General features: G+C 42.0%; 21 protein-coding genes. 11 read left to right on the top strand and 10 right to left on the bottom strand.

Annotated features, from left to right (window positions below):
• Positions 1-25: 25 nt before the first annotated feature.
• Entirely contained in the window at positions 26-436 is a 411-nt protein-coding gene (locus QZ574_RS12275; RefSeq protein WP_297089863.1) for a Dabb family protein, read from the bottom strand.
• A 1-nt stretch (position 437) separates the two neighbouring features.
• Positions 438-1,256 (bottom strand): 3-deoxy-8-phosphooctulonate synthase, encoded by an 819-nt coding sequence (gene kdsA, locus QZ574_RS12270; protein WP_297089862.1) that lies wholly within the window; start codon positions 1,254-1,256, stop codon positions 438-440.
• Positions 1,257-1,387: 131 nt separating this feature from the next.
• On the opposite strand from kdsA, the gene QZ574_RS12265 reads away from it, so the two are divergent.
• The gene (locus QZ574_RS12265) at positions 1,388-1,843 is read left to right on the top strand and encodes a hypothetical protein (protein ID WP_297089859.1); all 456 of its coding nucleotides are present in this window, start codon (positions 1,388-1,390) and stop codon (positions 1,841-1,843) included.
• 127 nt (positions 1,844-1,970) lie between these two features.
• Here QZ574_RS12265 and nspC read toward each other — a convergent pair whose 3' ends face one another.
• Together nspC and QZ574_RS12255 are read right to left on the bottom strand one after the other, a co-directional pair.
• Positions 1,971-3,107: a carboxynorspermidine decarboxylase gene (nspC, locus tag QZ574_RS12260; protein ID WP_297089857.1), complete on the bottom strand. Its 1,137-nt coding sequence runs from the start codon at positions 3,105-3,107 to the stop codon at positions 1,971-1,973.
• A gap of 61 nt (positions 3,108-3,168) precedes the next feature.
• Positions 3,169-4,362 (bottom strand): saccharopine dehydrogenase family protein, encoded by a 1,194-nt coding sequence (locus QZ574_RS12255; RefSeq protein WP_297089856.1) that lies wholly within the window; start codon positions 4,360-4,362, stop codon positions 3,169-3,171.
• 104 nt (positions 4,363-4,466) lie between these two features.
• Here QZ574_RS12255 and QZ574_RS12250 point away from each other — a divergent pair, with 104 nt between their 5' ends.
• The 4 genes from QZ574_RS12250 to QZ574_RS12235 all read left to right on the top strand — a co-directional run bounded on the left by QZ574_RS12250 (position 4,467) and on the right by QZ574_RS12235 (position 8,247).
• Complete coding sequence (locus QZ574_RS12250; RefSeq protein ID WP_297089854.1) at positions 4,467-5,495, top strand: agmatinase family protein; 1,029 nt, start codon at positions 4,467-4,469, stop codon at positions 5,493-5,495.
• 182 nt (positions 5,496-5,677) lie between these two features.
• Positions 5,678-7,093 carry an arginine decarboxylase gene (locus QZ574_RS12245; RefSeq protein WP_297089852.1) on the top strand — a complete coding sequence of 472 codons (1,416 nt, stop codon included), beginning with the start codon at positions 5,678-5,680 and terminating at the stop codon, positions 7,091-7,093.
• Between the two features lie 72 nt (positions 7,094-7,165).
• Positions 7,166-7,732 carry a nitroreductase gene (locus tag QZ574_RS12240; RefSeq protein WP_297089850.1) on the top strand — a complete coding sequence of 189 codons (567 nt, stop codon included), beginning with the start codon at positions 7,166-7,168 and terminating at the stop codon, positions 7,730-7,732.
• A gap of 32 nt (positions 7,733-7,764) precedes the next feature.
• Positions 7,765-8,247, top strand: a complete 483-nt coding sequence (locus QZ574_RS12235) for a hypothetical protein (protein ID WP_297089848.1) — start codon at positions 7,765-7,767, stop codon at positions 8,245-8,247.
• A gap of 65 nt (positions 8,248-8,312) precedes the next feature.
• Here the strand turns inward: QZ574_RS12235 and QZ574_RS12230 are convergent, their stop codons facing one another.
• The 4 genes from QZ574_RS12230 to QZ574_RS12215 form a co-directional block, all read right to left on the bottom strand.
• Positions 8,313-9,767, bottom strand: a complete 1,455-nt coding sequence (locus QZ574_RS12230; RefSeq protein ID WP_297089846.1) for an aminoacyl-histidine dipeptidase — start codon at positions 9,765-9,767, stop codon at positions 8,313-8,315.
• Between the two features lie 65 nt (positions 9,768-9,832).
• Positions 9,833-10,642 carry a class I SAM-dependent methyltransferase gene (locus QZ574_RS12225; RefSeq protein WP_297089845.1) on the bottom strand — a complete coding sequence of 270 codons (810 nt, stop codon included), beginning with the start codon at positions 10,640-10,642 and terminating at the stop codon, positions 9,833-9,835.
• 10 nt (positions 10,643-10,652) lie between these two features.
• Entirely contained in the window at positions 10,653-11,252 is a 600-nt protein-coding gene (locus tag QZ574_RS12220) for a carboxymuconolactone decarboxylase family protein (RefSeq protein ID WP_297089842.1), read from the bottom strand.
• Between the two features lie 41 nt (positions 11,253-11,293).
• Complete coding sequence (locus tag QZ574_RS12215; protein ID WP_297089840.1) at positions 11,294-12,325, bottom strand: AI-2E family transporter; 1,032 nt, start codon at positions 12,323-12,325, stop codon at positions 11,294-11,296.
• Positions 12,326-12,468: 143 nt separating this feature from the next.
• Between QZ574_RS12215 and QZ574_RS12210 the strand changes: the two genes are divergently transcribed.
• A complete protein-coding gene (locus QZ574_RS12210; RefSeq protein WP_297089838.1) occupies positions 12,469-13,392 on the top strand; it encodes an SRPBCC family protein in 924 nt (307 codons plus the stop codon).
• A gap of 43 nt (positions 13,393-13,435) precedes the next feature.
• Here QZ574_RS12210 and QZ574_RS12205 read toward each other — a convergent pair whose 3' ends face one another.
• On the bottom strand, positions 13,436-13,687 hold the full coding sequence (locus QZ574_RS12205) for a hypothetical protein (RefSeq protein ID WP_297089837.1): 252 nt from the start codon (positions 13,685-13,687) through the stop codon (positions 13,436-13,438).
• A 24-nt stretch (positions 13,688-13,711) separates the two neighbouring features.
• On the bottom strand, positions 13,712-15,043 hold the full coding sequence (locus tag QZ574_RS12200) for a saccharopine dehydrogenase C-terminal domain-containing protein (RefSeq protein WP_297089835.1): 1,332 nt from the start codon (positions 15,041-15,043) through the stop codon (positions 13,712-13,714).
• A 471-nt stretch (positions 15,044-15,514) separates the two neighbouring features.
• On the opposite strand from QZ574_RS12200, the gene QZ574_RS12195 reads away from it, so the two are divergent.
• Genes QZ574_RS12195 through pcaF form a run of 5 tightly spaced genes read left to right on the top strand, consistent with a single transcriptional unit; the run spans position 15,515 to position 20,998 of the window.
• Entirely contained in the window at positions 15,515-17,083 is a 1,569-nt protein-coding gene (locus QZ574_RS12195; protein ID WP_297089833.1) for a hypothetical protein, read from the top strand.
• On the top strand, positions 17,076-17,798 hold the full coding sequence (locus QZ574_RS12190) for a 3-oxoacid CoA-transferase subunit A (RefSeq protein ID WP_297089831.1): 723 nt from the start codon (positions 17,076-17,078) through the stop codon (positions 17,796-17,798). Before QZ574_RS12195 ends, QZ574_RS12190 begins: the two co-directional genes overlap by 8 nt.
• A complete protein-coding gene (locus QZ574_RS12185) occupies positions 17,782-18,447 on the top strand; it encodes a 3-oxoacid CoA-transferase subunit B (RefSeq protein WP_297089829.1) in 666 nt (221 codons plus the stop codon). The genes QZ574_RS12190 and QZ574_RS12185 overlap by 17 nt, the downstream gene beginning before the upstream one ends.
• An 11-nt stretch (positions 18,448-18,458) precedes the next feature.
• Positions 18,459-19,796, top strand: coding sequence for an aminotransferase class III-fold pyridoxal phosphate-dependent enzyme (locus QZ574_RS12180; protein ID WP_297089827.1), 1,338 nt, complete (start codon positions 18,459-18,461; stop codon positions 19,794-19,796).
• On the top strand, positions 19,796-20,998 hold the full coding sequence (gene pcaF, locus QZ574_RS12175; protein ID WP_297089826.1) for a 3-oxoadipyl-CoA thiolase: 1,203 nt from the start codon (positions 19,796-19,798) through the stop codon (positions 20,996-20,998). Before QZ574_RS12180 ends, pcaF begins: the two co-directional genes overlap by 1 nt.
• The last annotated feature ends 38 nt before the right edge of the window (positions 20,999-21,036 follow it).

Genomic DNA, 21,036 nt, shown 5'->3' with positions numbered 1-21,036 from the left:
CGCAATAATAAGTTTGGCAGGCGAACTAATCCATCGAGTCGTACACTATAACCTTGTTCCACAAATGCTGGTTCTGCTCCACAAATTTCAGATGGATAGGATCAACCTGGTAAGCATCCTGATCGGCCTGGTTATCAAACATGGCCATATACGACACCGAGTACGAATGGTCTACAACATCGCGATCTTCAGTTGAGGCCGGAAATCCAATATGGCTAAGCTTTATGGTTTTTACCTTAATCAGTTGGTTTAAACCTTCAAGCAGCTGTTGTTTGTGTTGCTCATTTTCGGGTTCTTTCAACCAGAAAAATACATGGTGTACCAGTGCACCCTGAAGTTTTACTTCGCCTGCGTCCGCTTTTTTTGTTAGCGGAAATAAACTTGCTAATGTAATTCCTGTGGCAATTTTACGGATAAACGATCTTCGGTTTTTCATATTAGAGCTTATTAACAGTTTGTTTTAAAAGTACAAGTTTACTCAAAAGTGATTCCAGTAAATCCAGTTTTAACATGTTGGCACCGTCTGATTTTGCAAGGCCAGGATTCGGGTGTGTTTCTATAAAAATGCCATCAGCACCAACTGCAATTCCTGCGCGGGCAATGGTTTCAATCAATTGAGGTTGTCCGCCGGTTACGCCACTGGCCTGGTTCGGCTGCTGAAGCGAGTGTGTTATATCGAGCACAACAGGTACGTCAAGTGCTTTCATTTCAGGAATACCACGGTAGTCAACTACCAAATCGTGGTAGCCAAATGTGGTTCCGCGCTCGGTTAAAAATACCAGGTTGTTACCACTTTCTTTCACCTTTGTAACGGCAAACTGCATGGCCGCAGCCGATAAAAACTGGCCTTTTTTAATGTTTACTGCTTTTCCGGTTTTTGCTGCAGCTACCAGAATATCGGTTTGGCGGCATAAAAAGGCGGGTATCTGCAGCACATCAACATACTGGGCGGCCATTTTTGCTTCCTCGGCGGTGTGTATATCGGTTACAACGGGTATATCAAAGGTTTCCTTTACTTTTCGGAGTATTTTCAAGGCTTTCTCGTCGCCAATTCCGGTAAACGAATCAAGTCGCGATCGGTTTGCTTTACGATACGAACCTTTAAAAATGTACGGTATTTTTAATTTCTCGGTAAGGGTAACAACATGTTCTGCAATTTCCATGGCCATTTGCTCTCCTTCAATGGCACAGGGGCCGGCCATTAAAAAGAAGTTGCCACTGTTGGTATTTTTTAATTTATCAATTTGTGGAATCATGCAATTACTTTTTGCGCTAAAAGTAATAAGAATGTTTGGCTTATGCTTGCGGGAAGTGTATAAAACACAAATGGGAACTATTTTGTTACAAATAGCTCCCATTCACTTTCAAGTAACCGAAGTTACTTTTGGTGCCAGGCTACGGTTATTGCGACTGGCTTTCACATTTTCTTTCGAATTTGTTTTGGCCCCCGACTTTCCGGTTTTGCTTTCTACGGCTCAACCTTTCAGCCGTTCTTTCGGTATTCGCGCTTACCTTCCTGAACGAAGTGTCTTCCGGTGTATTCAGCTCTATCCCTAAGGATATCCCCTTTCCAATCATCAATTCCGGGTTTCCCCTTTCTTGTTGTGCAGTTTCGCAGCAGAAACCTTGGTTTCGTTACTTCCTGCCCGATGACCCAATCTTGAAAGAACTTCTGGATTTTCTTCCAGATGATTGCCTGAATTTTGATATTCCAGAGTATCGCATTCAAACTTCGGCTTTTTCATTGTGCCGCCCCGAAGGGTGGGATGAAATGGTTCCGGTTCCGACTAAGAAACTTTTTCCGTTTCCACAATTTCCAAGCAGCCTTTTATCGCTCACCTGATATTTCAAAGATACAGCGAAAATGGAAAAAAGCAAGTGATTATCAGGTGTTTGTATTCACTATGAATTAACCGTGGTTATTAACAATTGTTAATAAGATAGTTTTCTCTTTTATAAAGGTGAGGTGTTTACGACAAGCGGTTTTTAAAGTCGTTATACCCAAATTCACGTATAATTTTTAACTCATCGTTTTGGGTCCAAATGGCAATTGCCGGGTGGTTTACCCCGTTAAACATAGTGGTTTTCACCATGGTGTAATGAATCATATCGAGGAAAACGATTTGTTCGCCAATTTGCAGCTCGTGGCCAAAGTCGTAGGCTTCCATAAAATCGCCTGCCAGGCAGCTTCCTCCGCCTAATCGATACAAGTGTTTGCTTTCCGGTGTTGGGTCGCCAGCGCCAATAATTTTAGGACGGTAAGGCATTTCAAGCGTGTCGGGCATGTGGGCGGTAAACGACACGTCAAGAATAGCGGTTTTTATTCCGCTGTGAGTAACAATATCCTGGACGGTTGACACCAAAACTCCTGTTTCCCAGGCTATGGCACTTCCCGGCTCCAGAATTACTTTTACATCGTATTTTTTTCTGAAACGGGTAAGCAACTCAACAAGATGTTGGTGGTTGTATCCTTTGCGGGTCATTAAATGGCCGCCACCCATGTTTACCCATTTTACCTGGTGCAGGTATTTTCCATACTTCTCTTCCAGGTTTTTCAATACATTCTCAAGGCTGTATGAATCAGATTCGCACAGTACATGAAAATGAATGCCTTCAATTCCGGCAGGTAGCTCTTCCGGCATTTCTTTGCTGCCAACCCCCAAACGCGATCCGGGTGCACTCGGGTTGTACAAATCAGTACCAACATCTGAAAACTCAGGGTTTACACGAATGCCACACGAAATCGCATGCTCCGAATTCCGGGTTTGCCCGTAGTATTTTTGAAACTGGTTGAACGAGTTAAAAACAATGTGGCTGCTGTAACCCATCAATTCCTCAAATTCGTGTTCAAAATAAACCGGCGAATACAGGTGTGCACGTGTTTGCATTTCTTCGAAACACAACCGGGCCTCGTTTAGCGAACTGGCTGTTGCACCTTTTAAATACTCGCGAACAATCGGAAAAGCGCTCCACATGGCAAAGCCTTTAAAAGCCAGAATAATCTCGATGCCTGCTTCTTGCTGAACATGGTTTATCAACTCCAGGTTGTTACGAAGCAGTTTTTCGTCGAGCACAAAGGCCGGAGACGGTATTTCTTTGTAATTCATTTTAAAAAGGACATGGCGCAAAGAGCAGCGACACTATTGCATGCTCTTTGCGTCTGACTTGTTATACTTCCAAATCACCATTAATTTCTTCATTCCAGGGCAGTCCGTGTTCGCCAATTTTTTCCATAAACGGATCAGGGTCGAACTCCTCGACATTAAATACGCCCTTGCCCTGCCATTTGCCGGTAAGTACCATCATGGCACCGAGCATTGCAGGTACGCCTGTTGTGTACGAAACGCCCTGTGTGCCGGTTTCTTCAAAGGCTTTTTGGTGGCTACAGTTGTTCCAAACATAATAGGTTTTTTCCTGACCATCTTTTATTCCTTTTATCCTGCATCCGATAGATGTTTCACCGGTGTAGTTGTCTCCCAAATCTCCCGGATTTGGCAGCACTTCTTTCAGAAATTCCAGAGGAATTATATCAACTCCCTTATAGTTAACGGGGTCAATTCTGCTCATGCCAATGTTTTGTATCACGCGCAAATGTGTCAGGTATTCATCGCCAAAGGTCATCCAGAAACGCGCGCGCTTCAGGCTCGGGAAATTTTTTGTAAGCGATTCCAGCTCTTCGTGGTACAGTACATACGAGTTTCTTGCTCCGATATTAGGATAGTTCAGTGCCTGTTTTATTTCAAAAGGTTTGGTTTCTACCCACTGGCCATTTTCCCAGTAACGACCGTTTTGTGTAATCTCGCGAATGTTAATTTCCGGATTAAAATTGGTAGCAAAAGCTTTTCCATGGTCACCGCCATTACAGTCTACAATGTCAAGGAAGTGCATCTCATCAAAATGATGTTTGGCCGCATGTGCGGTATAAATGCTGGTAACTCCCGGGTCGAAACCACAGCCAAGAACGGCCATAATGCCTTTTTCTTTAAAGCGGTCGTGGTAAGCCCACTGCCAGCTGTATTCAAATTTGGCTTCATCTTTAGGCTCGTAGTTGGCGGTGTCGAGGTAATTTACACCGGTTTCCAAACAAGCATCCATTATGGGAAGATCCTGGTAAGGAAGTGCAACATTAATAACAAGTTCAGGTTTGAATTCGTTAATTAACGCAACGGTTTCGGCAACGTTATCCGCATCAAGGCGGGCGGTTTTAATCCGGCCTTTGCCTACTTCCCGGGCAATAACATCGCATTTTGCCTTTGTACGGCTGGCCAATAGAATTTCTGAAAAAACATCAGGATTATCGGCGCATTTGCTGGCAACTACACGCCCAACACCACCGGCTCCAATAATTAAAACTTTACTCATTTTTCTTTAGTCAATTAATAAAATTGCATCAAAATTTCACTCGATTATTGTACTTTCGTATAAATATACGCTGTAAAAACGGAAACAAATTAAGCATTTTTTTGATGAATAAACCATACGGAAATGAGGAATTTAATCCTAACGGGGTTGGATTGAAAAATGGAAACTTTATTGGCTTGCCATTTGATGAAAAGAAAGCTGAGGTGATATTGTTTCCCGTACCCTGGGATGTTACTGTTTCGTATGGCGAAGGCACAGCCCTGGCACCTGCAAAAATACTGGAAGCCTCAGCACAACTCGATTTATTTGATTTGGACTTAAAAGATGCCTGGAAGCGTGGTATTTATTTTCAGCCCATTAGCGATGCTGTGTTGCAAATACGCCATGAATTGAGACCCAAAGCTACGGCATATATCGATTTTCTTGAAAATGGGGGACAAGTTCCGGATAACCCGGAAATGCAAAAAATACTGGCCGAAATTAACCAACAGTGCGAGGCCATGAATTTTTTTGTGTACCGCGAAACAAAAAAATTGTTGGAGTCAGGGAAACTGGTCGGGTTGGTTGGTGGCGACCACAGCACTCCGCTGGGTTATTTAAAAGCCCTTTCAGAAAAATACGAACGTTTTGGTGTGTTGCAAATTGATGCACATTTGGATTTAAGAAATGCTTATGAAGGTTTCACCTACTCACACGCCTCAGTATTTTATAACGCCATGCAACTTCCGGAAATAAAAAGACTGGTGCAGCTTGGCATTCGTGATTGTTGCGAGGAAGAGGTGGAATTAAGTAGAAACAATGACAGAATTGAAGTTTATTTCGACCAGCAGCTAAAAGAAAAACAATACAAAGGCGAAAACTGGGATGAACAATGCGAAGAAATAATCAGCGAATTGCCAGGTAATGTGTACATAAGTTTTGATGTTGACGGACTGGATTCGAAATTATGCCCGGCTACAGGAACACCCGTGCCGGGAGGCTTGGAATTTAATCAGGCCATTTATTTATTTAAAAAAGTACTTGAAAGCGGCAGACGAATTATTGGTTTTGATGTGTGCGAAACAGGCAATGCAGAGTGGGATGCCAATGTTGCAGCCCGCTTACTTTATAAACTTTGTTGTTTGGCCGGTTAAACGCAGGAAGCTGAAATACAATTTTTTTGAATGTTACAGCGCTTGAAATATAAAAAAAGAGTATCAAAAGGCGCTTATTTTAGTTTTTATTCCTGCTTACCGGAATTATTCGAAAAAAATATTTTTATTTGCGTTTTGAAGCAAAATGCAATAAACACTTATAATTTTTTATGGTTACGTAGATGAAAAACACTTATTTTGATTTGATTGAGCAAAGCTACTATTTTCCGCAGGAAGGCTTTGATTTAAGAGGAGATACCCTAACTTTTCACGGCATTTCTCTAAAATATCTGATTAAAAAGTATGGAACTCCATTTAGGTTTATATACCTGCCTAAAATTGGAGAACAAATCAAAAAATCGCGTAACCTTTTTAACAAGGCTATAAAAAAGAACAACTACAATGGCAAATACTACTACTGCTATTGTACAAAGTGTAACCACTTTTCTCATGTTATTAACGAAGCTTTAAAGCATAATGTCAACCTCGAAACTTCTTCGTCGTACGATATTGATTTAATTCTCCATCTTTTTAAAGACAAGAAAATTGATAAAAACCGTAAGATTATCCACAACGGTTATAAAACGAAGGAGTATCTGACCAAGATTATCGAACTTCAGCGTATTGGTTTCAAAAATAATATCATTGTACTGGATAGTATAAACGAACTGGAACGCGTGGAGAAACTGGCTAATGGCGAGAAAGTTAAAATTGGTATCCGTATGGCCATAAATGAAGAATCGCAGTCGGCTTATTACACCTCGCGATTGGGAATAAGGCATACCAAAATTCCTGAATTTTTTGAAAAACACGTAAAAGACAGGAAAAATATTGAGCTGAAAATGCTTCACTTTTTTGTTGATTCAGGAATTAAAGACAGCCTTTATTTCTGGGGCGAATTTCAGAAAGCACTAAAACTATATGTTGACCTGAAAAAACAATGCGAAACACTTGATTCGTTTAATTTGGGCGGAGGATTTCCAATACGTAACCACCTGGGTTTCGAGTACGATTACGAGTACATGATTAAGGAAATTGTTTCGAACATTAAAACAGCTTGTGAGGCTGAGAATTTGCCAGATCCTGATATTTATACCGAGTTTGGTAAATACACCGTTGGCGAAAGTGGGGCAATTATTTTTGAGGTACTTGAACAAAAACAACAAAACGACACGGAATGCTGGTACATCGTAAACAATAGTTTGATGAACACCATTCCGGATGCCTGGTCGATTTTTGAGAAGTTTATTTTACTTCCCATTAACAAGTGGAACAACGAATATAAACGTGTAAATATTGGTGGAATAAGCTGCGATCATTCGGATTATTACAACTCTGAAGACTTTAACCAGGAAGTGTTGCTACCATCGTACGCTGATGAGGATAAAGAGCCATTGTACCTGGGCTTTTTTCACACAGGTGCCTACCAGGATGCCATTAGCGGCTACGGAGGAATAAAGCATTGCCTCATTCCGGCGCCAAAACATGTTATTATCGATCGCGACGAAAAAGGTAATTTTTTCGATTACGTATACCGCAACGAGCAATCGGCCGACGAGATGTTTAAAATTTTGGGATATACCAAGGACGAGGAGTAAAATCAGCCGGGTCTGTCAACTTTTTTGTGCAAAGGCGTGTTGTGTTTTCAATTCATCTAATACAAAAAAAGTATGTCAGTTGCTAATATAATAAAGAACCGAAGAGCTACACCACCGCGTTTATTCTCGAAAAAAAGTTTGCCAAAAGCTACCATACAGGCCTTGCTCGAAAGTGCCAACTGGGCACCTAATCACAAAAAAACAGAACCCTGGCGATTTAAAGTTTACGAGGGCAAAGCCAAAGCTAAACTAGCTGCCGGGGCTCGAAATATTCTTTTGCATAAGCAACAAGAGGGCTATCCGGTTGCTTTGGAAAAAATTGAAAAATTTGCATCGACACTCGAACGTGTTCCGGTGGTAATTGCGGTTGTTTTACAGCGCGATACTGCTGAAAGGATACCGGAGTGGGAAGAGGTGGCGGCCGTATCGATGGCTGTGCAAAACATGTGGCTAACGGCTACCGAATTAAATTTGGCTGCTTTTTGGGCAACACCGGCATTTACTGAATTGTTTGATGAACTGCTGGAGTTGGGTGAACACCAGAAGAGCCTTGGCTTTTTTTATGCAGGAGAGGTGATGATGGATTACCCATCGCCAGGAAGAGGCGACCTGGATAAAAAAGTGGAATGGAAGCATTAAAGTTGTAACTTCAGCAGCTTAAAATTAAAATCATGCGAACACTTGTTGTTTTTTTTATGATGTTCCTTAGTACCCAGTTAATGGCCCAAAGTGTGCCAGAATTAAACAGTCTGGTTGATAAAGCTATTTTTCCTCATCCGGTGTTTATTGTTCCAAATCCGCCTAAGCCAATTAAAGGTTGGAACATACAGGAGCTACCAATGGGTGGCGAAAAGCAGAATATTCTGAAAGGCAGCCCTGATGGACAAATAATAAAATTCAGGTTTAGAGGAACAGCTGTGGGAATGTTGGCCTACACCAATAAAAATTCAGCAAATATTGAATGCAGCGTTGATGGTCAACCCTGGATGGAAATTGAACTTGCTGCAGAAACAGAGGAACTGCAGTTAAAGGGATTTACTTTAGACAACGGCCTGAAAAACCGTAAGCATACTTTACAAATTCGCATTCCTAAAGCTTCAAAACAGCTAACCGGCCATGTTTTACTTCGGTCGTTCTACGTCAATCAAAAATAAAAAAAGGAGCTTTGTAATTAATTAAAGCTCCTTAAGAATTCACATTCGCATGTCCTAAGCGGATGTTATTTTATATTTTCCAATACGTCAATCAGGTGTTTCCAGAATTTATCGGTGGTGGCAATGTCCAATCGCTCGTCGGGCGAGTGGGCACCCCGAATGGATGGGCCAAACGACACCATGTCGAGATGTGGGTATTTTTCAAGAAATAAACCACACTCCAGCCCTGCATGAATCGAACGCACAATCGGGTCAACATTAAAAAGTTTCTTGTACGACTGCACGGTTGTTTTTAAAACCTCCGAATTGGGATTTGGTGTCCAGCCGGGGTAGCCATCGCCATGTTTTACCTGTGCTCCGGCAAGGGTAAAAACCGATTCCACCATTTCAGCGGCAAAAAATTTCCGCCCTTCAATTTCGCTTCGCTGGCTGGTGGTAATTACAATTTTATTCTCATCGGTAAACTTCACCGAAGCCAAATTTGTTGATGTTTCAACCATGCCTTCCATGCGCGAACTCATTTCTAAAACACCATGAGGGCAGGCATAAATGGCATGAAGCAAATTATCTTTTGTTGCAGCATCAATAAGCAATTCAGGCAAGGTCGTTTCCTCGCAATCTATTTTTAATTTCGGTTCAGCAAACTTAAATTCTTCCTTTAAATTTTCGCTCATTTCATTAAACGAGGCCAGCAATTGACTTTTGTTTTCAGTAGCGATGGTAATTATTGCAAAGGCCTCGCGGGCAATAGCATTTCTAAGATTGCCGCCATTAAAATCGGCCAGGTTAATTCTAAATTTCTGGTTCCAGTTCCACAAAATACGGTTCAGGATTTTATTGGCGTTACCGCGGTTTTTATGTATGTCGTCGCCTGAATGGCCACCCAGTAAGCCGGAAACAGCAACTTTTAGTGCCAATGTGTTTTTTCCCGGTTTTTCAGTTTGGTAGGTAAAAGTAGCCAGGCTGTCAATTCCGCCGGCGCAGCCTATAAAAATTTCCCCTTCATCTTCCGAGTCGAGATTTAAAAGAACAGCGCCCGATAACAAATTTTTATCCAGCTCAAAAGCACCGGTTAAGCCTGTTTCTTCATCAACGGTAATAAGGCATTCTATTGGCCCGTGTTTTAGCTCGCCAGAACTTAGTACAGCCAGCTGGGCTGCAATACCAATGCCGCAGTCGGCGCCTAATGTAGTGCCATTGGCTTTTACCCAGCCATTAACAACCAGTGGTTCAATGGCGTCGTTGTCAAAATCAAATATTTTATCCGAATTTTTCTCGCAAACCATATCCATGTGAGTTTGAAGAATAACCGTTGGCGCATTTTCCATTCCTTTGCTGGCCGGTTTTTTTATAACAACATTTCCAATTTTATCGCATACGACTTCCAGTTCGTGTGCTTTGGCAAAATCGAGTAGGTATTGCCTTATTTTTTCTTCTTTTTTTGACGGACGGGGAACCTGACATATTTCTTCAAAATAGCTGAAAAGGGGTTGCGGTGTTAACTGTTCTAATGTTTTCATTGTTCTTTTAATTAAACTTCAAAAATGATAAAAAGGAAAGAAATAGATATTGACAGATGACAGCTTTATTGTTGCTTTTGAGCAATAATGAGTATCTCCTGATCGGAGCCAAAAACACTCAACAAGCGCCTGCCAATGCGGTTAATAAAAAAACTGAGTGAAAAAAATGAGGTGGTGAGCACCGGATAGTTTTTCTGAACCACTTTAAAACCTGAGGCTTCAAGAACAGATTCGAGGTTGGTGTAATCGAAATACACAAAATGTTCGGCACCTACACCTTTTTTACTGTAAAACCGGTGTTTGCTGCGTTTTTTTTCAGCACGGCGATATTTCGAATTTGGCACCATAATTAAAATTAAGCCATTGGTGTTTAGTAGTTTGTGGCAATCGTGCAACACCTTGAACGGGTTCTGAAAATGCTCTAAAACGTGTTGTTGATATATCAGGTCGAATTTGTAATTACCATCAAGTAACTCTTCAAAGGTTTGGTTGCTGGCATTTAATCCTTTGTTTTTACAATACTCAACAGCAAAGGTGCTTATATCGATGCCCAGGTGCTTAATATTGCGCTGGGCTGCTGCTTCGAGGGTATAGCCAATTGAGCAGCCAATTTCAAGCAAGGAATTAATATTGGGATTATGAATTCTTGCCAGGTCGATAAGCCAGCCCGACTTTTTTACTTTATGGCTTCGCTTATTTTCGTACTTTTTTGAGTCGAAATAATCTTGCTCATAAGGTTTTGTTATTTCAATGGAGTCTTGCGCTCTCCAAATGATTCCGCAGTCGTTGCATTGTTCAAAAATCAGGTTTTTGTCTTTTGAATACACCGTTCGGTCTTTTGCTGAGCAATTAAGGTTTAAGGTACAGTAATGCATTAATTTGTTTTTAGTAAGTGTGTTTTCCCGGGGTCCATTTTTTTGTTCCCAACAGTTTTTCTCCCGACTCGATAGCCCCTTTTTCAATTTCGGTGCCCATTGAGTCGTTCCAGCGGTTCAAATAACCAAAAAGGGCAACAACCCCTGAGATTTCCACAATTTCTCCTTCGTTCCAATGGGCTCTTAGGTTTTCAGCAATTTTATCATCAACACTGTTCGGAATAACCGAGGCGGCGTGAGCAAAATCAAGTGCTGCCCGTTCGGCTGCTGAAAAAGCCGGATGCGATTGGTAATTCCAAATATTCTGAAGTTTTTCCTGCTCGGCCCCATACCGTTCGGCAGCTCGTATGGCATGTGCCTGACAATACCTGCAACCAGCAGCATTGCTGCTAATGTAGGCAATCATTCGTTTTAAGGCACTGCTTACCTTGCCTTGGTTTTCCATTACGGCCTTGTTCATTTCAATAAATGCATAGGCAATACGCGGGCGATGATGCATGGTTTTTACACTGTTCGGACAAAATCCCAATGTCTCCTCGTAAAACAAGATTAACGCTTGCAATTCAGGATCAGAATCTCCGCTTTTTGGAGAAACAAGTGGTTTTTTCATAAATATGTTTTCAATAGTAAGTTTTTTAACAAGTGTTGCCTTTATTTGTTGAGCGTGCCCCGTTGGCTTAACAGAATTGCAAATGGACGGGTGCCCGGAAATTCAGACATTATAATGATTAGAATAACTGTAATAGGAACACTAAGCAACATCCCCGAGATGCCCCAAATTACTCCCCAGATAGCCAGGGTTAAAAAAACTACAAGCGGACTAATATTTAAAGTGTTGCCCATTAAGCGAGGCTCAACAAGGTTCCCCACTACAAGCTGAACAACACCAACGATGGATAGAACCAAAATGCCGGGCGTTAATTCACCAAACTGCAAAATGGCAAAAACCGATGGAAATACTGTTGCAATTAGCGACCCTATGGTTGGAATAAAGTTGAGTACGAAAATAAGGAAGGCCCAGAACAGGGGGGCATCAATACCGATAAACAGCAAGGCAAAATAACTTAAAAAACCTGTTAGTAAGCTGGTCAGGGTTTTTAAGGCGATGTAGTTACCAATAGAGTGGTCTATTTTATCAACCAGTTTCCGTACCTGGTTGTGTTTTTCCTTATCGGGGTACATTGCCCTTAATTTTCGTGGTAAAATAGGCTCCTCCAACAGCAAAAATAAAAGGTAAAGCAGTACGGTAAAAGCATTGCCAAATAAACCGGTAAGTGTGCTAAAAAGCGACGATAAAATATTTCCAAAATTTAATCCTTTAGCAAAATCGCCTGCCATATCCAACACATCAATATCAAATTGCTGATTAATTTGCCGGGCAATTTTATTAATGTTGGCCTCATAAACCGGCAGCGTAGTCGATAGAATTTGTATGTTTTTCGAGATCATAGTTACGGCCAAAACTAAAATGCCAATAAGTACAAGTGTTGAAAACAGTGAAATAATCCATTTGGGTAAACGGCTTACAAATTTTACTCTTAGCAGCAGTTTTTTAATTACCCGGATCAGAAACCAAAACAAAATAGCAAGGATAAAAGGGATTATGATTGACTGTGCATAAATGCACACCACAACTATTGTAATAACGATTAAAAACAGGTAGATTTTTTTGCTGGTTTCCATTGTTTGTAATAATTGACGGCAAAATACAAAAATCTGAGCACCTGAATTCAATAATTAAATTTTATTACATCCTTACTGAACCTTTTGGCCTGAATGAAACTTTATAAAAGAAATTGGGTTTAATAACTAAAATACTTCAAATTATGCCAAAAACTTACGTTGAAAAATCGATTACAATTAATGCCAGTACTGAAAAAGTTAAAACCATAATTTCTGATTTTAACCATTGGAGGCATTGGTCGCCCTGGTTGATACTTGAACCCGATGCTACGGTAAAAGTTACAAAAGACGGTAAAAAACAGGAATGGGACGGAAAGCGTATTGGCTCCGGAGAAATTAGTGTTGCTAACGAAAAAGAGACTGAAATAAACTATGATTTGTTGTTTTTAAAGCCCTGGAAATCGAAAGCAAAAACCGATTTTATTGTTGAAGCATTAACCGAAAATAGCACCAGGCTTACCTGGAGCATGCATAGTACGTTACCCTTTTTTATGTTTTGGATGAAAACCATGATGGAGCGAATGATTGGGATGGATTACGACCGGGGTTTGTTGATGTTAAAAGACTACATTGAAAACGATAAGGTTGCAGCCCACCTGGAGTTTTTAGGCGAATCGGATTATGCCGGTTGTAAGTATATTGGTATAAAAAATACGTGTTCGTTGGATGATGTTGGCGAAGTAATGGAAGCTGACTTTGAAAAACTGGCTGCTTTTGCAAAAGAAAACGGAGAGCTACTAACCGATGAATGGTTTACCATTTATCATAAATTCGACTTTAACAAAAATAAAGTGGTTTATACCGGCGGAATTGGAGTAAAGGAAACACCAGGTGATTTGGAGCAGGATTTTATTTTGGGAACTATTCCGGCAACAAAAATGCAAACCGTAAGACACATTGGACCTTACGAGTTATCGGGTAATGGCTGGAGCGCAATTATGGCCATGGAAAGAGCTAAAGAATTTAAACAAAACAAAAAGGTTTCGCCCATCGAGTTTTATCGTAACGATCCGCGCGAAACCGATCCTAACGATTTAATATCAGATATTTGCATGGCAGTAAAATAGCATGTGATGCCATAAAAAGACTGAAAGAGAAACAACGTTGGTTTTACTCTTTCAGTTTTTTTATGTGATTAAAAATGGCCTGCCACTCTTCATCGTAGCTGCAATGCGGAAAAGGTTTATTGGCCTGCTGGTACCAATAAGCCGCGTTTCCAACATCAGGCTCTTTGCGGTGCAGGTAGGCATGAATCCAGAAAGCTTGTTTATCCTGCATTACCTGGACAATTTCATGAGCTTTGTCCCAATCGCCTGCCTGTTCGGCCTCCAGTGCCGATAAAAGCTGTTGTTTTGTGCTCATACGTTTTCTTCTTCACACCGGATATTACAGGCTTATTTTTTCATTTTCCGGCAAGCCCCATTCTTCGGTCATTGCAATTCCCTCTTCTTTTAATGCCGTCAGCACCGGTTCGTAAACCGTTTTCATTATCGGGCGGAGTACTCCTTTTTCTAAGATTTTACCCTCTATAATCATTTTTGCGGCGATAGCAGCCGGTAAAGCAACCGTGCGCGCTATCGATGTGTCTTCTTCGGTGGCAAAATCCAGCAAACTTGATTTTATTACCTGCTTGCTTCCATCGGCATTTTCAACCACAAAGGCATGGAGCATAATTACCATGTCGCGTGCTCCCTTAGGTAACATCATCTTTTTTAGCATTAAATCGGTGGTCAGGTCAAAGTTTGACCCTTCGTCCATCGATACCAGGTAATCGCTAAACAAGCCCAGCCATTCCATAGCCAAAATTGCGGGGCTGTCGATGGAGAGGCCTAAGCGTTCTGCTGCCTTTTCTTTTATGTTTGCCGGGTAAACTTCAAGTTGCCGGGCCATAATTTTTTTATAGGTTTTACCGGCAAAACTTTGCTTCTGGTAGCTAAGCAAGCCCAGCGATTTTAACGCATCCATTATTTCACACCAATCCGGATAGCGGAAGGTTCCCCGGTACATGGTTTCTACGTGAGGTAAATTATATATGTTAATGTATTGCAGCGAGTCGCGGTTTGGGTATACTTCCATTTCTCCCAGTTCGGGGAAACTGATTTTTAATGGATTTTTAAATAATTTTTCTGAAGGAATTTCAACTACCTTACCATCTTTCTTATACTTTGCACCGTTATTTCCGGCCATAATAACACCTCTTGGCGACCACGAAAATTTGTATCGAAATGGATTGTCGGCCTCCTCAGGAGCAGCTAAAGCTCCACAAAGCGAATAAAATTCTTTAATTTTTCCGCCATCAGTCTGTACTTTATCTATAATCCGCATGGCTGTCATGTGGTCAAAGCCCGGATCAACACCAATCTCATTCAAAATAACAATTCCGGCAGCTGTTGCTTCGGCATTCAGGGCTTCCATTTCTTTTGAAACGTAAGAAGTGGTAAGCATGTTTTTTTTATGCTTAATACAAAGTTTTGCAACGCTTACATGGTGTTTATAGGGCAAGAGGCTTATGGTGAGGTCGTTTGCCTTAATTAGTTTTTCCAGTTCATTCGTGTTGTCAACTGTCCATTGCACCGCTTTTGCATTTGCACGTTTATTAACAAGTTGCTCTGCTTTTGCCAGCGTTCGGCTGGCAATAGTTAAAAATATGTGGTTGTTAATTAAATAATCGGCTAAAGGTTTGGCTACCATTCCGGCGCCAAGTAATAATACTTTCATCTTTTCTGTCTCCTAATTGTTTCATTAAATGAACGAAATTTAGTGGCTTTCGTTCTGATTTTTGTGGTTTATACAAAAAGCCCGTTAAGATGGTGAAATTTTATTGAATAATTCCTGATAGATATCTGTTTTATAAAACATCAAAAATATCATAGTCTGCAAACTATTATTTTCATAAATTGTGCACATGGTACAATCGTATTCATGTCCGGTTTTTTTCTATCAAGGCATGCCTGAGTGCCTCGATGAAGATTTGGTTTCACATTAGCTGCAACCCCAGCAATTATTTTTCAAAACTCTTATCCAATAATCGGCTGGTAAATCCAGTGGTATTACTGTTCTTTCTAATCGGTTTCGGTAAGAGGGATGCGGAATATGTTGCTATGCCAGTAGGTGTGATAACCGATACAGCCGGTTTATATCAACTTGTCGGCTTTATTAACAACGAAAATTTTCATTAAAAAACTTAAAATGAACAGAATAGAAGATGCTTATGATGTTAAAGATCTGACGCGTGTCTATGATTTTGCCCCCGAAACCGTACAAACTATTCTTAATGAGCAACTTTTACCAGCCGGTATTGTAAACCGTTTGCAAAAGTGTTATCCGCAGTATTCGGGCTTTAAGCAAACAGAAACCCCCATGTTTACAGGAAAGACACACTATACAGGCTTAATCGGGTTTCGCGAAATTTTGCATGTACTAAAAAAGAATGGCATTGTGCTCGACAGAGTGAAGGAACGCGAATTCTTTCTCGAGGTATACCGGTTTATGGCAACCAAGCATATTTTAAATACCATCAACTGGAGCAATTACCACAATGACCCAAATTATTACCTGATATTTCCGCAGCCGGGAATGATAAATGCTGAAGACACGAAAAAATACCTGGATGCGGCTGATGATGAACAGCGATTAAAAGTGGTGGAGGCCTACCAGCTCAAAACCAACCCGCACGATGGCAAACAGAAGCTGAACAAACCATTTTTTTATAATGAGCTGGGACAGCTGGAAATATTAGATGGAAGTCAACACAAATACCCGCCAATAAAACTTATTTTGGATGCAGGCACGCAAAACTGCTTTGCTTTTTGTACCTATTGTTTCAGGCATGCACAGGTGCGTGGTGATGAAGATATGTTTGTGCAGCACGATATCGGGCAGGTGCACAAGTACCTTAAAAAACATCCTGAAATATCCGATATTTTAATTACCGGCGGCGATGGCGGATACATTTCGCATAAGCGCCTTAAAGCTTATGTTACGCCGCTAATTGAAGATGAAGAGCTTTTACATATCCGAACCCTGAGAATAGGTTCACGAGCCATATCTTTTCACCCCGAGTTTTTATTGAGCGAGCATTTTACTCCAATTCTCCACTTACTGAAAAAGGTGGTAAACAACGGTATTCAGGTGGTATGGATGGCACACTTGTCGACTCCCCGCGAGTTAACAAACCCCGGAGCATTGGCAGCAGTTCAGCGTTTGAAGAAATATGGCATAAAAATTAAAAGCCAAAGCCCGATAATGAACACCATTAGTTTATATAAAAACGAAAAAGGGGAGGTGGATATTGACCGGTCGGCACAAAACTGGATCGACCTTGGAAATATTATGGCTATTACCGGCATTGGTTTTCATTCCATGTATTGTGCACGTCCTACCGGCGAACATCATCATTTTACAGCTCCCCTTGCCGATATAACAAAAATATTCAGCAAAGTATATCGAAGCCTGGCATCAATAAACCGCCCATCGCGGTATATAACCATGACCTCTTCTGCCGGAAAAACGTCCTTAATGGGAACAGCCGAAATTAACGGCGAGAAAGTTTTTGTGCTAAAGTTTAACGAAGCACGGAACATGGAGTGGATGGATCGCGTATATTTTGCAAAGTACGATGAGCAGGAAAATACCATCGAGAAATTAATGCCATGGAAGGCTGAAAAATATTTCTACGAAGATGAACTGGAAATTATTGAAAGTAAATTGGAAGAGGCACTAAAACTCGAATCGTTAAAGCAACAAAACGATGATTAACAAGCAGGTACAATCGGTAAAAGAAGCCGTTTCGGATATTTTTGATGGCGCCATTGTAATGATTAGCGGCTTTGGCGAAGCCGGCAGCCCGGTTGAGCTTATCCATGCCCTGGTTGATCAGGGGGCAAAGGATTTAACTGTGGTAAGCAATAATGCCGGAAGTGGGCATGTGGGATTGGCTGCTTTAATCGAAAACCGCCAGGTACGAAAAATCATTTGTTCTTTTCCACGAACAGCTATTTCTGTTGTTTTTCCGGAGCTGTACCGCGCCGGCAAAATAGAGCTGGAGCTGGTGCCGCAAGGTACACTGGCCGAGCGCATAAGGGCCGCCGGAGCAGGGATACCCGCTTTTTTTACGTCAACAACCGTAAATACTCCCTTGGCTGAAGGTAAAGAAATACGCAGGTTTAATGGCCGCAGTTATGTTTTGGAAGAGGCAATAAAAGCCGATTTTGCTTTGGTGAAATGTGCTGCTGCCGATAAATATGGTAACCTGGTGTACAATAAAACGGCCCGCAATTTTGGACCGGTAATGTGCATGGCTGCAAACACCACCATTGTGCAGGCACGAAAGCTGGTAGATCCCGGAGCAATTGATCCGGAACACGTGGTAACTCCCGGAATATTTGTGCACCGTGTGGTTGAAATTATTCATCCGGTTGACGAATCAAAACTGGTAGCAGAAAACAAAAAATATCATGGAATCAAACAATAAAACTATAGGGTGGAGTACAGCCCAAATGGCACAAAAAGTAGCCATGGATATTCATGATGGCGCCTACGTAAACCTTGGTATCGGGATTCCCGAGTTGGTAGCAGGTTATATTCCTGAAGGCCGGGAGGTAATCTATCATACCGAAAATGGCTTGCTGGGAATGGGCAAAGTAGCTCCTCCGGGTGCCGAAGACCCGGAGCTGGTAAATGCCGGTAAGAAATACGTCACGGCAGTTCCGGGTGCAGCTTATTTTCATCATGCCGACAGCTTTGCCATGATTCGCGGCGGACACATCGATATTTGTGTTTTAGGAGCCTACCAGGTTTCTGAAGAAGGCAACCTGGCCAATTGGTCAACCGGTAATCCTGATGATATTCCGGCGGTGGGTGGCGCTATGGATTTGGTGGCAGGGGTAAAAACAATTTTTGTAATTACAAAACACACCACAAAAACCGGGCTCTCAAAAATTGTAAAACAATGCACTTATCCGCTAACCGGAAAAAATGTGGTAAGCAGAATCTACACCGACCTGGCTATTCTTGATGTGGTGAATAAAAAGCTTCAGGTACGTGAGCTGGCACCAAACGTTAGTTTTAAATATTTGCAGCAACATACCGATGCAAAATTAATAGAGTCATCAAAACAGTAAACCATAAAACGATGGCAAAAAAAGAACAAAGCGAAGAGATTTATAACCGGGCTCAGCAGGTAATTAGTGGAGGCGTTAGCCGAAACACTGTTTTCAGAAAACCTTATCCAAACTATGCTAATACCGCTTCCGGATGCTTTATTACCGATATTGACGGAACGGTTCGAACCGATTTTGCAAACAATATGGCCGCCTTAATTCATGGGCATTCTTTTCAGCCTATTGTCGAGGCTGTTATCAATCAATTACGTAAGGGCACTGCTTATACCTTGGCTTCCGAAATTGAAGTAGCTTTTGCTACTCACCTTACCCAACGCGTAGAGAGTTTTGAGCGTATACGATTTACCAATTCAGGTACGGAAGCGGTAATGGCAATGATTAAAGCCTCAAGGGCTTTCACCGGTCGACCCAAAATCGCTAAGGCCGAGGGGGCTTACCATGGTACTTACGATTTTGCTGAAGTTAGTCAAATGGCCAACCCTTCAAACTGGGGAAAAGAAGACCAGCCAAGCAGCGTGCCATTAGCACACGGTACACCGCCATGCGTTTCAAAAGATGTAATCATCTACCCGTATAATAATATCGAGCGTACCTTAAGTATTTTAGACAAACATGCTGCTGATATTGCCTGTGTAATTGTCGATCCGGTTCCACACCGGGTTGGTCTGATGCCCGGAAATGAAAGTTTTATTGAAGCCCTTTACAGTTGGACTCGTAAAAACGAAGCTTTACTGGTTTTTGACGAGGTGGTAACCTTTAGGGTAAATTACGGTGGAGCACAACAAAATTATACGGTTAAACCAGACCTGACTTCACTGGGAAAAATTATCGGTGGAGGTTTTCCCGTTGGCGCAGTTGCCGGCAGAGCAGATGTAATGCGGGTTTTCGATCCACACGAAAAGAACCTCTTATTGCCTTACTCCGGCACATTTTCGGCAAACCCAATTACCATGACAGCCGGTTTTGTGGCCATGGAACATTTTAACCAGAAGGCCGTGGAAACTATTAATGCCTTAAGTTCAAAGGCCGTTCAGCAAATCCGCGAAGCCATAAAACTAGCTGATGTGCCGGTGTCGCTTACCGGTGCAGGCTCAATGTTCCGTATGCATTTGCGCCCCAATGCTCCGCTTACCTATCGCGAAGCATATCTCAGTCCCCCTGCCAAAAAAATAATTAACGATTTGCTCGACTTCATGTATTACAAGGAAAATACATTAATGATTAATACCTTCTCGTGCATGCTGTCAACAGTAATTACTCAGGCTGAAATAGATAAGCTTACAGATGGTTTGTACCGCGCCTTTAAAAAATATAAAGCACCAATTGTAAAATTAAACGAAACAGAATAATGAATGAAGCTTTTATTTGCGATGCTATTCGCACACCGGTAGGAAAATATGGAGGAGCCTTATCAGCAATACGAACCGATGATTTGGCAGCCATGCCCATAAAAAAGTTGCTGGAACGAAATACTGTTATTGATCCCGTAGCCATTGATGATGTAATTTTGGGCTGCGCCAACCAGGCCGGCGAAGATAACCGAAATGTGGCACGTATGGCTTTGCTGTTGGCCGGCTTGCCCGAAAGTGTACCGGGGCTTACGGTTAACCGCCTGTGTTCGTCGGGAATGGAAGCCATTGGCATAGCAGCAAGGGCCATCAAAACTGGTGAGGCCGATCTTATTATTGCCGGCGGTGTAGAAAGTATGTCGCGGGCGCCAATGGTTGTTGCTAAGTCAACACAGGCTTTTTCGCGAAATGCCGAAATGTACGACTCTACCATTGGCTGGCGTTTTGTGAATCCAGAATTTAAAGCGCGGTTTGGTACCGATCCGCTGATTTGCACTGCCGAAAATCTGGCAAAAGAATACAACATAAGTCGCGAAGATCAGGATAAATTTGCGCATCACAGCCAGCTAAAAACTGCCGAAGCGCAGAAAAACGGATCTCTGGGTAAAGAGATAATGCCCTTGGCTATTCCACAGCAAAAAGGCGAAGCTATGCTTGTTGACAAAGACGAGCACCCCCGTTTATCGTCGCTCGAAAAACTGGCCTCCTTAAAACCTGTTTATGGTGCTGGAACAACAGTTACTGCCGGAAATGCGTCGGGAATAAACGATGGGGCGGCAGCTGTAATTGTAGCATCACAAGCTGCTGTGAAAAGATACCACCTAACCCCACGGGCAAAAATTTTGGGTATGCAGGCTGCCGGGGTGCCCCCTCGAATTATGGGAATTGGTCCCGTGCCTGCAACTGATAAGTTGTTAAAACGTTTGGGGCTGAAATTCAAACAGATAGATATTATCGAACTGAATGAAGCCTTTGCCGCTCAATCATTGGCCTGTATCCGTGAATTTGGCATAGCCGACAACGATCCCCGGTTAAATCCGCTTGGAGGTGCAATCGCACTGGGGCATCCTTTGGGAATGTCAGGAGCCCGATTGGTAACAACCGCCTGGCATCAATTGCACGAATCAGGTCGCCAATATGCCCTGTGCACTATGTGTGTGGGAGTTGGGCAGGGGCTGTCGATGGTGTTGCAAAAAGTGTAGTTGAGACAAAAGTATATGAAGATTATGAAGGGCCAAGC

Source organism: uncultured Draconibacterium sp., assembly GCF_913063105.1.
GTDB lineage: Bacteria > Bacteroidota > Bacteroidia > Bacteroidales > Prolixibacteraceae > Draconibacterium.
The sequence above is the reverse complement of the archived record's forward strand: the minus strand, read 5'-3'. Positions and strand labels throughout refer to the sequence as shown.